The 14,893-nt window shown below is 70.9% G+C and carries 12 protein-coding genes; 8 read left to right on the top strand and 4 right to left on the bottom strand.

The window, feature by feature from the left end:
- Window positions 1-25 precede the first annotated feature (25 nt).
- The 3 genes from P5G50_RS15805 to P5G50_RS15795 are packed head-to-tail and all read left to right on the top strand — an operon-like array spanning window position 26 to window position 4,862.
- Entirely contained in the window at window positions 26-1,327 is a 1,302-nt protein-coding gene (locus P5G50_RS15805) for an NtaA/DmoA family FMN-dependent monooxygenase (RefSeq protein WP_301212057.1), read from the top strand.
- Window positions 1,327-2,793, top strand: coding sequence for an aromatic amino acid ammonia-lyase (locus P5G50_RS15800; protein WP_301212058.1), 1,467 nt, complete (start codon window positions 1,327-1,329; stop codon window positions 2,791-2,793). The genes P5G50_RS15805 and P5G50_RS15800 overlap by 1 nt, the downstream gene beginning before the upstream one ends.
- A gap of 44 nt (window positions 2,794-2,837) precedes the next feature.
- Window positions 2,838-4,862: a cell wall-binding repeat-containing protein gene (locus P5G50_RS15795; RefSeq protein ID WP_301212060.1), complete on the top strand. Its 2,025-nt coding sequence runs from the start codon at window positions 2,838-2,840 to the stop codon at window positions 4,860-4,862.
- An 11-nt stretch (window positions 4,863-4,873) separates the two neighbouring features.
- Here the strand turns inward: P5G50_RS15795 and P5G50_RS15790 are convergent, their stop codons facing one another.
- Entirely contained in the window at window positions 4,874-5,389 is a 516-nt protein-coding gene (locus tag P5G50_RS15790; protein WP_301212151.1) for a GNAT family N-acetyltransferase, read from the bottom strand.
- A gap of 225 nt (window positions 5,390-5,614) precedes the next feature.
- Here P5G50_RS15790 and P5G50_RS15785 point away from each other — a divergent pair, with 225 nt between their 5' ends.
- The 4 genes from P5G50_RS15785 (at window position 5,615) to P5G50_RS15770 (ending at window position 9,080) form a co-directional block, all read left to right on the top strand.
- Window positions 5,615-6,517: an ABC transporter substrate-binding protein gene (locus P5G50_RS15785; protein WP_301212061.1), complete on the top strand. Its 903-nt coding sequence runs from the start codon at window positions 5,615-5,617 to the stop codon at window positions 6,515-6,517.
- Between the two features lie 91 nt (window positions 6,518-6,608).
- Window positions 6,609-7,472 (top strand): amino acid ABC transporter permease, encoded by an 864-nt coding sequence (locus tag P5G50_RS15780; RefSeq protein WP_301212062.1) that lies wholly within the window; start codon window positions 6,609-6,611, stop codon window positions 7,470-7,472.
- Window positions 7,469-8,245: an amino acid ABC transporter ATP-binding protein gene (locus tag P5G50_RS15775; RefSeq protein ID WP_301212063.1), complete on the top strand. Its 777-nt coding sequence runs from the start codon at window positions 7,469-7,471 to the stop codon at window positions 8,243-8,245. Before P5G50_RS15780 ends, P5G50_RS15775 begins: the two co-directional genes overlap by 4 nt.
- Window positions 8,246-8,327: 82 nt before the next feature.
- A complete protein-coding gene (locus P5G50_RS15770; RefSeq protein ID WP_301212064.1) occupies window positions 8,328-9,080 on the top strand; it encodes an SDR family oxidoreductase in 753 nt (250 codons plus the stop codon).
- 14 nt (window positions 9,081-9,094) lie between these two features.
- Here P5G50_RS15770 and hrpA read toward each other — a convergent pair whose 3' ends face one another.
- On the bottom strand, window positions 9,095-12,970 hold the full coding sequence (hrpA, locus tag P5G50_RS15765) for an ATP-dependent RNA helicase HrpA (protein WP_301212065.1): 3,876 nt from the start codon (window positions 12,968-12,970) through the stop codon (window positions 9,095-9,097).
- A gap of 88 nt (window positions 12,971-13,058) precedes the next feature.
- Between hrpA and P5G50_RS15760 the strand changes: the two genes are divergently transcribed.
- Window positions 13,059-13,358: a hypothetical protein gene (locus tag P5G50_RS15760; protein WP_301212066.1), complete on the top strand. Its 300-nt coding sequence runs from the start codon at window positions 13,059-13,061 to the stop codon at window positions 13,356-13,358.
- Between the two features lie 229 nt (window positions 13,359-13,587).
- Here the strand turns inward: P5G50_RS15760 and P5G50_RS15755 are convergent, their stop codons facing one another.
- Together P5G50_RS15755 and P5G50_RS15750 are read right to left on the bottom strand one after the other, a co-directional pair.
- Window positions 13,588-13,995 carry a hypothetical protein gene (locus tag P5G50_RS15755; protein ID WP_301212067.1) on the bottom strand — a complete coding sequence of 136 codons (408 nt, stop codon included), beginning with the start codon at window positions 13,993-13,995 and terminating at the stop codon, window positions 13,588-13,590.
- Between the two features lie 47 nt (window positions 13,996-14,042).
- On the bottom strand, window positions 14,043-14,876 hold the full coding sequence (locus P5G50_RS15750; protein WP_301212068.1) for an aldo/keto reductase: 834 nt from the start codon (window positions 14,874-14,876) through the stop codon (window positions 14,043-14,045).
- Window positions 14,877-14,893 lie beyond the last annotated feature (17 nt).

Here is a 14,893-nt window from a genome sequence, read left to right as displayed (position 1 = left end):
CCGCCCCACTGACAGAAGGACATCCATGGCACTCCTCCACTTCGGCTGGTTCCTCGGCGCGGGCTTCGGCGTCCAGGGCTGGGGCGACCCGAGCTACGGCATCGGCTACGACTGGCGGCAGCCGCCCGTCTACCAGGACGCGGCGCGCGCGTTCGAGGCCAACGGCTTCGACCTGTTCATCATCGAGGACGGCGTGACCGTGCCCGACACGTACGGCGGCAGCGCCGAGGTCAATCTCGCCGCCGCGCGCTTCGTGCCGAAGCACGACCCGCTGCCGCTCGTCCCATACCTCCTCGGCGCCACGAGCAGGCTGGGCATCGTGCCGACGCTCAGCGCGAGCTTCTACGAGCCGTTCACGGCGGCGCGGCTGCTGAGCACCCTCCAGCATTTCGCGCACGGCCGTCTCGGCTTCAACGTCGTCACCAGCGGCTCCGACCTGGCCGCGCAGAACTACGGGCTCGACAAGCAGGTGGAGCACGACCTCCGCTACGACCGCGCCGACGAGTGGGTCGATGTGGTGCGCAAGCTGTGGCGGTCGTGGGAGCCGGACGCGATCCTCGAGGACGTCGAGAACGGGGTCTACGCCGATTACCGCAAGGTGCACACGATCGACCACGATGGCCGGTTCTTCAAGGTCCGCGGCCCGCTCAACACGGCTCCCGCGCCCGAGGACCCGGTCATGGTGCAGGCGGGCGCCTCCGGCAGGGGGCGGGACTTCGCGGGCAAGAACTCCGAGGTCGTGCTCGCCCTCGCGTCGACGCCCGAGCGGATGCGGGAGTACCGCGACAGCATCCGGGAGGTCGCGGTCGCGAACGGCCGCCCGGCCGACAGCCTGAAGGTGCTCTTCGTCGTGCAGCCGATCATCACCGCGAATGCGGAGGAGACCGCGACCGTCACGCTCGCCCGCTCGGAGCTGACGCAGGCCGCGATCGACGAGCAGCTGCAGTCGATCTCGTACCTGACAGGCATCGATTTCAAGACGTTCGACCTCGACGCCCCGCTGCCCGCGCTCACCACGAACAGCAACCAGGGCACGCTCGACAACTTCGTGCGGTCCGCGCCCGAGGGCTCCACGCTGCGCGAGATCCTCGCGACGCGGGCCAAGAAGGACGGCCTCGCGATCATCGGCACGGCCGACGAGGTCGCCGACCGGCTCGGGGAGCTGGGGGAGGCGGTCGGCGGCGACGGCTTCCTGTTCACCGGCCAGGTGCACCCCGCCAACGTGCATCGCACGCTCGACCGGCTGGTCCCCGCGCTGCGCCGCCGCGGGCTCATCCGCACCGAGCTCGGCAACGGTGGGCTGCGGCAGAACCTGCTGGACTTCTGATGACGATCCGCTTCGGCGCCGGGGCTCCGACGCCCGCCGACATCGCGGCCATCGCCGACGGTGAGCGGGTGGAGCTGACGGCAGAGGCGCTGGAGGCGCTCGCCGCCTCCCGAACCGTCGTCGAGCGGGCGATCGCATCGGGCGAGCCGGTGTACGGGCTCAACCGCCGGCTCGGCGCCGGCCGCGACGACGCCGTCGATCCGGAGGAGTTCGACGCGTTCCAGCGCCGGACGATCGCCAATCACCGGGGCGGCATCGGCGACCCGCTGCCGGTCGCGGAGGCGCGTGCCGTTGTCGCCGCGCGGCTCGCGGGCTTCACCCGCGGGGGAGCGGGGGTGCGCCCCGAACTGGCCGAGGCGTACGCCGCGCTGCTGAACGCGGGCATCACCCCTGTCATCCCCTCGCGGGGCTCGGTGGGCGCCGCCGACCTGACGGTGCTCGCCGAGGTCGCCGCCGTCGTCACAGGGGAAGGTCTCGTCATCGGGCCGGACGGCGAGGAGCTGCCCGCGGCCGAGGCGCTCGCCACGGCAGGGTTGAGCCCGCTCGCCCTGGCGCCGCACGAGGCGCTGGCGGCCCTCAGCTCCAACGCGTACAGCATCGGCGTCGGCGCGCTCGCGCTGCGCGATGCCGCCGCTCTCGCCGAGGCGGCGGACCGCGCGGTCGCGCTCTCGCTGGAGGCCGTCGCCGCGACCGGGCCGGCCGGCAACCCCAGCCCGTACGGCGAGGTCGTGACCGAGGCCCGCGGAGGCGCAGGGCAGCGCGCGTCGGCGGCCGCGATCCGGGCGGCTCTGGCGGGCGGGCGCGTGCTCGCCTCAAGCCGGGAGACGACCGTCCAGGACCCACTGGCCTTCCGGACGGCGCCGCAACTCCACGGAGCACTGCGGGAGGCGGTGGACCGCCTGCGAGCGGAGCTGGAGCTGGAACTCGCCGCCCGCTCCGAGAACCCCGTGGTCGACGTCCCGTCGGGGGCGATGGTGTCCGGCGGCAACTTCCAGGCGCTCCCGCTCGCGCTCGCGTTCGAGGCGCTCCGGCTCGCGCTCGCCCACGTCGCGAGCGCGGCGGAGCGGCGGACGGCAGCGCTGTCCCTCGCGCTCGCACCCGCCCGCGCCGCCGGTCGCACGACCGTCCCCGGCCTCCTGCTCTACACAGCGGCCTCCGACACGGCAGAGCTGAAGCAGCTGGCCGTGCCCGTGACACTGGGCAGCACGACGCTCTCGGGCGTGGAGGACCACGCCTCCTTCGCGGCTCCCGCCCTGCGCCTCGCGCAGCGGTCGCTCGCGCTCACCCGCGACGTGCTCGCGATCGAGGCGCTGCACGCCGTCGACCTGCTCGGCACGGCCGACGCAGGCGCGGCGAGCCCGACCGGAGCGGGCACCGGCCCGCTCGCCGCGGCCATCCGCGTGTCCGCCAACACGCGGACACCGGCCGCCCGCCTCGTGTCCGAGGTCGGGCGGCTGCTGGGCTAAGGTCGCCTCGGAACGGCACCGCGCCGATCCGAGGAGGGATGTCCGTGCGCCGTGCACCAGGAGGCGGCCTCGCCGCCGCGTTCGCCGTCATGCTCGTGGCCGGTGCGGTGCAGGCCGCGCCGGCGGCCGCCGTTCCGGTGGACCCGTCCGGCCGCGATGTCGCGCCGACGCCCGTCGGCCCGGCGGAGGGCTCCGGCGACGAGGGGCCCGGTGCGATCCCGGAGGGGCTGACCCAGGCCCTGGAGCGCGACCTCGACCTCACCCCCGATCAGTACCTCGCGAGCGCGGACGCCGCCGCGAAGGCCTCCGACATCCTCCCGCAGCTGGAGGGCGCCGGCATCGACCCGGCCGACGTCTGGCTCGACGACACGACCATCAACGTGCACGTCTCCACCCCGGAGGAGCAGCAGGCGGCGGCGGACGCGGGCGCCACCCCGACCGTCGCCGAGCCTCCCGCAGCCCCGGATCTCTCCCGGCGCGCTTCGGCGTACGCGGACCTGCTCAACGGGACCGGCTGGACGCAGAACGGCGTCCTCTGCTCCACCGGCTTCAACGGCTTCACCGCGTCCAACGCCCGCTCGGTGGCCACGGCCGGGCACTGCCTGCTCGCCGACGGCCCCGCGCCCGGCGGGACGATCACCGCCTCCATGGTCAACCAGACCGGCCCGAATCAGGGCGGGGCCATCGGAGCCGTCATCGGCCCGCTGGATCAGGCGTCCTTCCGCTACGGCAACGGCAACGACGGCGGCCTCATCATGGCGACCAACGCCGCCGTGAACCTCAAGCCCGCGACCTCCACCTGGAACGGCAGCACCGTCCCCGTCCGCGGCATGATCACCGCCACCGTCGGCGCGCCCATCTGCAAGTCGGGCCGGACGACCGGGTGGACGTGCGGCAAGGTCCTCGCGGTCAACTACCAGCAGGAGGTCGGAGACGCCTCCGGCAGGATCACCACCGTCAACTCCGTCGCCACGAGCATGTGCATGTACCACGGCGACAGCGGCGGCGCGGCGATGATCGGCACGTACGCGGTCGGCATCAACTCGTCGGGGGCATGGACGACGGCCCAGTGCACCGACACGGATGGGTTCTCGGCGGTCTACCCGCTGCAGGGCTCCTCCCAGAGCTTCACGGCGACGCACCCGGGGTGGAGGCTCGCCCTCAACATGACGACCGCGCGCGTCGCCGGCGCCGACCGCTCCGAGACCTCCGTGCAGGTGTCGAAGCAGGCGTACCCGTCGGGAGCGAGCGTCGTCTACGTCGCCAACGGCTGGAACTTCCCCGACGCGCTGGTCACCGGACCCGCCGCGGTCACCCAGAACGGGCCGGTCCTCCTGGCGCCGCTCGCCGCCGGCCTGCCCAAGAGCGTCGCCGACGAGATCCGCCGGCTCAAGGCGACGCGGATCGTCGTCGTCGGAGGCGCGCAGGCCATCTCGGCCGGGACGGAGCATCAGCTCAGGACGATCGTCCCGAACGTCAGCAGGATCGCCGGCGGCGACCGCTACGACACCGCCCGCAAGCTCGTCGCGTCGGTCTACAAGACGGCCGGCATCGCCAACCTCTACGTCGCCAGCGGCATCGGCTTCCCCGACTCGCTCGCCGCCTCCGCCGCCGGAGCCTCCGACGGGTCGCCCGTGCTGACGGTGCCGGGCAGCAACGGGGCGGTCGACACCGCGACCCTGCAGGCGATCCAGCGGCTCAAGCCCCAGAAGATCACGATCGTCGGCGGCACCGCCTCCGTCTCGGCGGGGATCGCGAAGCAGCTCGCGGGCCAGGCGAAGACGGTCCGCGTCGGGGGCGCGACGCGCTGGGAGACCTCGCAGCTGCTCGCGAAGGCGGTCTTCCCCAACGGCAGCACCATGCTGCTGGCCAACGGCGTCGGCTTCGCCGACGCGCTGGCCGGCTCCGTGCTGGCCGGCAAGAAGCACCAGCCGCTGCTGATCACGCAGCAGGGCTGCGTGGAGCGTCCCGTGCTGAACGCGATGGCGAGCTGGCAGACGCAGGCCGTCACCCTGATCGGCGGGACGGCGTCGCTCGGGACGGCGGTCCAGGGCATGCGCGCCTGCTAGCAGCCTCCCGGCTACAGCTCCTTCCGGAAGCCCAGGTACGACACCTGCTCCCAGTCGCCGTCGAGGTCGAAGAGGGGGCTGTAGCCCAGCGCGAGGTAGAGGGCGACCGCCTCGGGCTGGCGGGCGCCGGTGGTGAGGACGACGGTGCGGATGCCGCGGCGCGCCGCCTCCCGCTCCAGCTCCGCCATGACGCGCCGGGCGAGGCCCTGGCGGCGGAAGCCGGAGTGCGTCCAGACGCGCTTGATCTCGACCGTCGTGTCGTCCTCGCGCATGAAGGCGCCGCCCGCGACCGGGCGGCCGTCGTCGACGAGGAGGAGGAACGTGCCGCCCTCCTCCTCCGTGAACCGCTCGGCGGGGTAGCGCGAGAGCTCAGCCGACGAGGGGATGCCGTCATTGAGGCCATACCGCTCGTCGTACTCTCGCGACAGCTCCTCGACCAGCGGCGCCGCGAGCGGGTCGTCGGGCCGGGTGACGACGACGGTCGCCCGATCGGCGAGGGGTGTCGGAGGCTGCGGTATCGGTTGCATCACGCATCGACCATAACCGCAGGCCGCGCCGAGCGCCCATGCCGCCGCCGCGCCCGCATCCGCACGACGGATTCCGCGCAGGAATTCGCGAAATCTGTCCGAAACATGCAGGAAAAGCTGCGACGCACGCGCGAATTAGTGTGAAGGTACCCGGCTGTGCCTGGGGTATCCTCCCCTTACCCCTCCTGCACACACACTGCACCAGGAAGAAGGACGACAACAATCATGCGCATCCGATCCGCGGCGCCCATCGCCGCCATCGCCGCCGTCGCGGCCCTGTCCCTCACGGGCTGCGTCGACAACTCCACGCCGAGCAGCGACTCAACGTCGAGCGCCGCTGCCGTCGACGTCAAGAAGGACGACTCGCTGGCGAACCAGCTCCCCGAGAAGGTCAAGTCGGCCGGGAAGCTCGTCGTCGGCATGGACAACACGTATCCGCCGAACGAGTACAAGGACGACAACGGCAAGCCTGTCGGCTGGGAGGTCGACCTCACCAAGGCGATCGCCGCCAAGCTGGGCGTCGACGTCGACTTCGCGATCGCGAAGTTCGACAACATCATCCCGAGCGTCGCCGGCGGCAAGGACGACTTCGGCATGTCGTCCTTCACCGACACCACCGAGCGCGAGCAGCAGGTCGACTTCGTCAACTACTACTCGGCCGGCATCCTCTGGGCGGCGCAGAAGGGCAAGAGCATCGACCCCGACGACGCGTGCGGCCTGAAGGTCGCGGTGCAGTCGACCACGTACGAGGACACCGACGAGGTCCCCGCCAAGTCGAAGAAGTGCACGGACGCCGGCAAGCCGGCCATCCAGGCCCTCCGCTACGACACCCAGGACGACGCCACCAACGCGGTCATCCTGGGCAAGGCCGACGCCCTCAGCGCCGACTCGCCCGTCACCCTGTACGCGATCTCGAAGTCGAACGGCAAGCTCGAGGCCGCCGGCAAGACCTTCGACGAGGCGCCCTACGGCCTCCCCGTCGCCAAGGACTCGGAGCTGACCCCGGTGCTGCAGAAGACCGTCCAGGCGCTGATCGACGACGGCAGCTACGGCAAGATCCTGAAGAAGTGGGGCGTCGAGGACGGCGCGGTCGAGACCGCCGACGTCAACGCCGCCTCGAAGGGCTGACACGCATGTCCCAGGGCACCACCCCCGGCCGGCCTCTGAGCCCATCAAGGCCATCAAGCTCCGGCACCCGTGGCGGATCGTCTTCGCCGCGGTGCTCATCCTCCTGCTGGTGTGGTTCATCGTCGACGCCTCCCAGCGCGAAGCGTACGGCTGGCAGTACGTCGGCAAGTACGTGTTCGACAAGCGCATCAGCGCGGCTGCGCTCGTCACCCTCCAGCTCACCGTCTACTCGATGGTCATCGGCATCGTCCTGGGCCTCGTGCTCGCGGTGATGCGGCTCTCGCCGAACCCGGTCGTGAAGAGCATCTCGTGGCTCTACCTGTGGATCTTCCGCGGCACCCCGGTCTACGTGCAGCTGGTCTTCTGGGGCCTGTTCTCGCTGATCTATCCGCAGCTGTTCCTCGGCGTGCCGTGGACCGACATCGGGTTCGACTTCGACCTCGGCTTCATGCAGAACGCGTTCGTCATCGCGGTGATCGGTCTCGCGCTCAACGAGTCCGCCTACATGGCGGAGATCGTGCGCGCCGGCCTGCTCTCGGTCGACCAGGGCCAGGAGGAGGCGGCGACCGCGCTCGGCATGTCGTGGTGGCAGACCATGACGCGGATCGTCATCCCGCAGGCCATGCGCGTGATCATCCCGCCGACGGGCAACGAGGTCATCTCGATGCTGAAGACCACCTCGCTGGTGGCGGCCATCCCGCTGACGACCGACCTGTACGGCGTCGCGCGCGACATCTCCGCCGTCACCTACACGCCGATCCCGCTGCTGATCGTCGCGTCGCTGTGGTACCTGCTGTTCACCTCCATCCTGATGGTGGGCCAGTACTTCCTCGAGAAGCGGTACTCCCGCGGTGTGAACGCGCGCCGCCCCGACCGGCAGGAGCCCGCCCTCGCGACGGGCGCGCTGCCCGCGGCCGGCGCACCGGACGGCAACGACCTCGGAGGCAAGGGATGACCGACGTGACCACGACCCCCATGGTGCTCGCCGAGGGCGTCTCGAAGAGCTTCGGCAGCAACGAGGTGCTCAAGAGCATCTCGCTGTCGGTGCGACCGGGCGAGGTGCTCTGCATCATCGGCCCGTCCGGCTCCGGCAAGTCGACCTTCCTGCGCTGCATCAACCACCTCGAGGTCGTCGACCGTGGCCGGCTCTCGGTCGACGGCGAGGTCGTCGGGTACCGCCAGCACGGCGACAAGCTCTACGAGCTGAAGCCGAAGGAGGCCGCCCGCCAGCGCCGCGAGATCGGCATGGTGTTCCAGCGGTTCAACCTCTTCCCGCACATGACGGCCCTCGAGAACATCATCGAGGCGCCGATCCGCGTGAAGGGGCTGCCGAAAGCGCGCGCGGTCGAGCGGGCGAAGGAGCTGCTCGCCCGGGTGGGCCTCGCCGACAAGGGCGACCACTACCCGTCTCAGCTCTCCGGCGGCCAGCAGCAACGCGTCGCCATCGCCCGTGCGCTGGCGATGGACCCGAAGCTCATGCTGTTCGACGAGCCGACCTCCGCGCTCGACCCCGAGCTGGTCGGCGAGGTGCTCGACGTGATGAAGGAGCTGGCGCGATCCGGCATGACGATGATCGTCGTCACGCACGAGATGGGCTTCGCCCGCGAGGTCGCCGACGAGCTGGTGTTCATGGACGGCGGCGTGGTCGTCGAGGCCGGCGACCCGCGCGAGGTGCTCGCGAACCCGCAGCACCAGCGCACGCAGGCGTTCCTCTCGAAGGTGCTCTAGCCTCCCGCCCTCCGTTCCGGACTTCTGCCCGCTCGCCCCCGGCGTGTCGCGGGCCGAAGTCCGGAACGGATAGGGTCGGGGGATGCGTCCGGTCGCGTTCATCACGGGGGCCAGCCGGCCCGGGTCCATCGGCGACGGCATCGCCCGGCGGCTGGCCGCCGACGGCTGGGAGGTCGCCTTCGCCTTCTGGGACGACTACGACGCGTCGATGCCGTGGGGGTCGGGAACGCACGAGGAGCTCGCCGACGCGCTGCGTGCGCTCGGTGCGCAGGCCCTCCCCGTCTCCGTCGACCTCGCCAACCCGGAGGCGCCCGCGCTGGCGCTGAACCGCGTGCGAGCGGGACTCGGCCCGGTGCGCGCGATCGTCGCGAGCCACGCGCACTCGGTCGACTCCGGCCTCCTCGACACCTCTGTGGAGGCGTTCGACCGGCACTTCGCGGTGAACACCCGAGGCACTTGGCTGCTGATCAAGGCGTTCGCCGAGCAGTTCGAGCAACCCCACGGCTCGGGGAGGATCGTCGCACTCACGAGCGATCACACCGCGCACAACCTCCCGTACGGCGCCAGCAAGGGTGCGTTGGACCGGATCGTGCAGGCGGCGGCGGTCGAGCTGGCGCACCTCGGCATCACCGCCAACCTGGTGAACCCGGGCCCGATCGACACCGGCTGGATGACGCCCGAGCTGGCGGAGTCGCTGCGCGCCGAGACCGCCCTGGGTCGCCTGGGCACCCCGCAGGACACCGCCGACCTGGTCGGGTTCCTGCTGAGCGACCGCGGCGGCTGGATCAACGGCCAGCTCCTCCAGTCGAACGGCGGCTTCCACCTGCCCGTCTGAGCCCGGCCCGGCCGCTAGTTGCCGAGGACTTTGCGGATGCGCTGGAGGGAGACCGTCTCGGCCGTGCCGAGGGACTGGGCGAAGAGGGAGACGCGGAACTCCTCCAGCATCCAGCGCGCGTGCACGATCCTCTCGGGGGAGTGCGGGGCGAGCGGGATGCGGCCGCCGGCGTCCGTATAGAGGGCGACCGCGGTCTCCACCTGCGTCTGCCAGGCGCGGTCGCGACCCGGGTTCACCGGGAGGGCCTGGATGCGCTGGGTGATCCCGTTGAGGTAGCGGGGGAGGTGGCGCAGCTGCTCGAGGCCCGTCGCGGACACGAAGCCAGGCCCTGAACCTTTGACAGCCCAGACCAGCCCCGCGAGCTGCGCCTTCGCGTCGTTGAGCGCGCCGAGGTACGGGAGTGCCGTCGTCCCCGCGATCGCCTTCTCGGCAGCGCGAGCCGCAGTGAGGATGCGCGACACCAGCGCGACCGTCTCGAACATCGAATCCATGACGATGCCCGAGACGCGGTCGCGCACCGCCTCGAACTCGGCGCGCATGAACACCTGGCCGTCGGGCTTCATCCGGTACAGCACCGAGTCGATGACCGCGAGCAGGCAGTCGTCGAAGAGCGCCTTGGTGCTCGGGTAGGGGCTCGCCGCGAGGGTGAGCTTCTCGTTGGAGGTCAGGTGCTGCTGCACGTACGCGACCGGAGACGGGATGCTCGCGAGCAGCAGCCTCCTGACGCCGCCCGGCAGCTCGCGCGCCTGATCGGCGGGCGTGCTCATGAGGCGGATACTGACGCTCTGGCCGTCGTCGACGAGCGCCGGGTAGGCCCGGATCGTGTTCGTGGAGCCGCCCGGCCCCTTCGTGGTCGAGTCGACGAAGCGGGGGAGCTCGTCGAGGTCCCAGGTCGTGATGCCCGAGCGCTCGATCGCGTTCGGTGTTCGCGCCTCCGCGACCTTCGCCACCGAGTCGCGGGCGCGTGAGCGCAGTCGGTCCTGCAGGGCGGCGAGGTCCTTGCCGGCCGCCAGCGGCCTCCCGCGCTCACCGATCACCTGGAACGTGGGCCGCAGGTGCGGGGGGAGGCGGTCGAGGTCGAAGTCGGTGCCGCTGACCCGCGAGCCCGTCAGCCGCGAGATGACGGCGGCGAGGGTGTCCACGAGGGAGGCGGCGGGCTTCTCGCCCTCGTGCGCGCGCATCCCCGCGGTGCCCGCCAGCTCACCCAGCAGGCGTTGCGCCCAGTCCGCGGCGGGAACGACCTGGCGGCGGATCGCCTTCGGCAGCGACTTGATGAGCGCGGTGACCAGCTCGTGCCGGAGCCCGGGCACCTGCCAGTCGAACCCGTCCGGCAGCAGACCGGCGAGCAGCGGCAGCGGCACCTGCACGGTCACGCCGTCGTCCTCGGCTCCCGGCTCGAACCGGTAGCGCAGCGTGAGCCGCTGGTCGCCCTGACGCCAGACCGGCGGGAAGGCGTCCTCGTCGACCTCCGCGGCCTCCTCGTCGAGCAGCGACTCCGGTGTCATGGTGAGCAGGTCGGGCGTCTCGTGCCGCGCCTTCTTCCACCAGCCCTCGAACGAGCGGGTGGAGACGACGTGCGCGGGCACGCGCTTGTCGTAGAACTCGAAGACCACCTCGTCGTCGCTGAGGATGTCGCGGCGGCGGGTGCGCTCCTCCAGCTCGCGCAGCTCGTCGCGCAGCCTGCGGTTGGCGCGGTCGAAGGCCTGCTTGGAGTCCCACTCGCCGTCGACGAGCGCGTGGCGGATGAACAGCTCCCGCGACAGCTCCGCGTCGATGCGGGAGTACTGGATGCGGCGGCGCGGGATGATCGGCACGCCGAACAGCGTCACGCGCTCGTACGCGACGACCGAGCCCTGGTTCTTCTCCCAGTGCGGCTCGCTGTACTGCCGCTTGCACAGGTCGCCCGCGATCGGCTCGGCCCAGGCCGGATCGATGGCGGCGTTCATACGGGCGAACAAGCGGCTCGTCTCGACCAGCTCGGCGCTCATCAAGGCCGCCGGCTGCTTCTTGGCCAGCGTCGACCCCGGGAAGATCACGAACCGCGCCTGCCGCGCCCCGAGGTACTCCGACTGCCGGGAGCGCGCGCCGCCCTTGTTGCCGGAGGCGGCGAGGTCCTTGAGCCCGATGTGCGAGAGGAGGCCGGCGAGCAGCGACTTGTGGATGCCGTCCGGGTCGACGCGCGGGTCGCCGATGGTGAGGCCGACCGGCTTGGCGAGCTGCCGCAGCTGCCGGTAGACGTCCTGCCACTCGCGCACTCGCAGGAAGTTGAGGTACTCGGCCTTGCAGAGCCGGCGGAAGGCGCTGGAGGACAGCTCCTTCTGCTTCTCCTCCAGGTAGTTCCAGAGGTTGAGCAGGGTGAGGAAGTCGCTGGTCGGGTCGGCGAACCGGGCGTGCTTCTCGTCGGCGCTGCCGCGCTTCTCGACCGGGCGCTCGCGGGGGTCCTGCACGGTGAGCCCGGCGACGATCGCCATGACCTCGCGGGAGGTGTTGTGCTGCTTCGACTCCACCACCATGCGGGCGAAGCGCGGGTCGATCGGAAGCAGGGCGAGCGAGCGGCCGACCTTCGTGAGCGCGTTCTGCCCGTCCTTGCCCTTCGTGATCGCGCCCAGCTCGGTGAGGAGGTCGAGGCCGTCCTTGATGCCGCGCGAGTCGGGCGGGGTGAGGAACGGGAAGGCGGCGATGTCGCCCAGCCCGAGCGAGATCATCTGCAGGATCACCGCGGCGAGGTTGGTGCGCAGGATCTCGGGCTCGGTGAACTCCGGGCGCTTCTCGAAGTCCTCCTGCGAGTACAGCCGGATCGCGATGCCGTCGCTGGTGCGGCCCGACCGGCCGGAGCGCTGGTTCGCGCTCGCCTGCGACACGGCCTCGATCGGGAGGCGCTGCACCTTGGCGCGCACGCTGTAGCGGCTGATGCGCGCGGTGCCGGCATCCACCACGTACTTGATGCCGGGCACGGTGAGGCTGGTCTCGGCGACGTTGGTGGCGAGGATCACGCGGCGGCGCACACCGGGGACGCTGGACGGCTGGAACACGCGGTGCTGCTCGGCGGCGGACAGCCTCCCGTACAGCGGCAGCACCTCGGTGCCGGGGAGGTTGCGGCCGCGGACGGCGTCGGCGGCGTCGCGGATCTCGTTCTCGCCCGAGAGGAAGACGAGCACGTCGCCCGGCGCCTCCCTGGCCAGCTCGTCGAGGGCGTCGTTGATGCCCTGCAGGTAGTCGCGGTCGGCGGAGGGGACGGGATCGGGGTCGTCCTCGTCGTCCATCGCCTCGGCGACGAGCGGGCGGTAACGGACCTCCACCGGGTAGGTGCGGCCGCTCACCTCGACGATCGGCGCCGGCGTGCCGTCGGCCGCGGCGAAGTGGGCCGCGAAGCTCTGCGGGTCGATGGTCGCCGACGTGATGATGAGCTTGAGGTCGGGCCGCTGCGGGAGGAGCTGCTTGAGGTACCCGAGCAGGAAGTCGATGTTGAGGCTGCGCTCGTGCGCCTCGTCGATGATGATCGTGTCGTACCGGCGGAGCAGCCGGTCGTGGTGCATCTCGTTGAGCAGGATGCCGTCGGTCATCAGCTTGATGCGCGTCTCCGCCGACGCGCGGTCGGTGAACCGCACCTGGTAGCCGACGAGCCCGCCGACCTGCTGGCCCAGCTCCTCCGCGATACGCTCGGCGATGGTGCGGGCGGCGATGCGGCGTGGCTGGGTGTGCCCGATCCGCTCGCGACCCAGCTCGAGCGCGATCTTGGGCAGCTGCGTCGTCTTGCCCGACCCGGTCTCGCCGGCGACGATGACGACCTGGTGGTCGCGGATGGCGCGCGCGATCTCCTCCCGCTTCTGCGAGACGGGCAGCTCGGGCGGGAAGACGATGCGGGGGAGGGAGGCGGCGGGCGCAGACATGAGCCCTCCAGTCTAGCGGGCGACGCGATGCGCACGGAGGCTGTGAGCGGCCGAGGTTTCCACAGATCCGTGTGGCCGGCGCAACGCCGTGATGCAGGTGACTACGTTCGCGTCATGCTTCATCGGAAACAGTCGCCCCGGCGCACGGGAGCAGCGCGAGAAGGCGGAGCGCAGGGCCCAGTGGTGGGCTCGTGCACGTTGGGCGCTCGACCTCCTGATGGAGGACGACGCCGAACGGCGCATCGTCGGATACGGCGTCCTGAAGTCTCTGGCCGACGGCGAATGGTCTGGTGAGCACGAGGCCGGTCTCGTCGCCGCCGCAATGGACAACGCCGTGTCGGCGTTTCGCAAGCCGGCACGATTCTTGGGAACGAAGGGATTACGATGAGGCATACAGACCTCAAACATATGGACTGGAGGCGGCAGATGTTCCGTAAGAATCCCATGACCGAGGTCCGGATGTCACCAGCGGGCTATCCGGTCACCCGGGCAGAGGCTGTCGCTGCGGCACAGGTCCGAGTCGCATTCGATCGGAGAGCGGGCCGCGAGACCGAGGACTGGATCCGACAGTTGGCGGCCGAGGGGGAGAAGGCCCGCGACTGAGGTCCTGTGGCGTTCTACGCCACATCCATGCTGTGCAGCCGGTACGACGAGTGCAGGTAGAAGGCGGCGATCACGGCGTACGACACGCACGCGATCGTCGGGACGAACGAGTTCTCGGGGCGGCTGGCGAGGGCTCCGACGCCCGAGATGAAGGCGGCGGCCGCGAGACCGCCGCCGATCCAGTATCCGGCGGCCGGTCTCGCGGTGGCGCGCCACCACACCCGGGGGTCGGAGCGGTTCTCGCCCGCCCCGCGGAAGGTCCGCACGCCGATCCCGACGTAGGCGAAGTTGAGCAGCGTCACGATGATCACGTCGATGGTCGGGTTGACCAGCTGCATGAAGACGAAGAGGTTCAGCACCAGCAGCAGCGCGTAGCCGCCGATGATGTAAGCGATCTTCCCCGTGATCGTCGTGATGCGCACGACGCGAGCCTAGCGGGACCGGCGGGCGGGACCGGCAGCGGCGGGGCTCAGTTGACCTCGTCCGGGTGGGCGGAGACGCGGCCCTCGCGCTCCATCGCCGTGATCGCGGCGACCTCGTCGGCGGTGAGCTCGAAGTCGAAGACGTCGAAGTTCTCCGCCATCCGCTCGCGGCGGTTCGACTTCGGGAACACGATGTTGCCGTTCTGCAGGTGCCAGCGGATGACGACCTGAGCGGGCGTCTTGCCGTGCGCCTCCGCCGGGCCGGCGACCTCCGGGGCCTCGAACAGCGGGTACTTGCCCTGGCCGAGCGGGCCCCAGGCCTCGATCTCGATGCCGTGCTCGCGCGCGAACGCGGTCACCTCGGGCTGCTGGTGCGCCGGGTGCAGCTCGATCTGGTTGACGGCGGGCACGATGTCGCTGTTGGCGATCAGCTTCTCCAGGTGCGGGACGAGGAAGTTTGAGACGCCGATCGCCTTCGCGCGACCGGAGGCGTAGATCTTCTCCAGCGACTTCCAGGCCTGCACGTAGGTGTCCTTCTGCGGCGTCGGCCAGTGGATCAGGTACAGGTCGACGTCGTCGAGGCCGAGCTTGGCGAGGGACTCGTCGAACGCCGCCTCGGCGTCGGTCTGCCGGTCGTTCCACAGCTTGGTGGTCACGAACAGCTCCTCGCGGGCGATGCCGGAGGAGGCGATGGCCTGGCCGACGCCCTCCTCGTTGCCGTAGATGGCCGCGGTGTCGATGTGGCGGTAGCCGACCTCGAGCGCGTCGGTGACGATGCGCGTGGTCTCGGCCGGGTCGACCTTGAAGACGCCGAAGCCCAGCTGCGGGATCGTGGTGCCGTTGTTCAGAGTCAGGGTGGGGATATTTGCGTTTGCAACCATGTGCTCCACGCTACCAG

Source organism: Leifsonia williamsii, assembly GCF_030433685.1.
GTDB lineage: Bacteria > Actinomycetota > Actinomycetes > Actinomycetales > Microbacteriaceae > Leifsonia > Leifsonia williamsii.
Note: the sequence above shows the minus strand (reverse complement) of the source record. Positions and strands in the feature narration are given on the sequence as shown.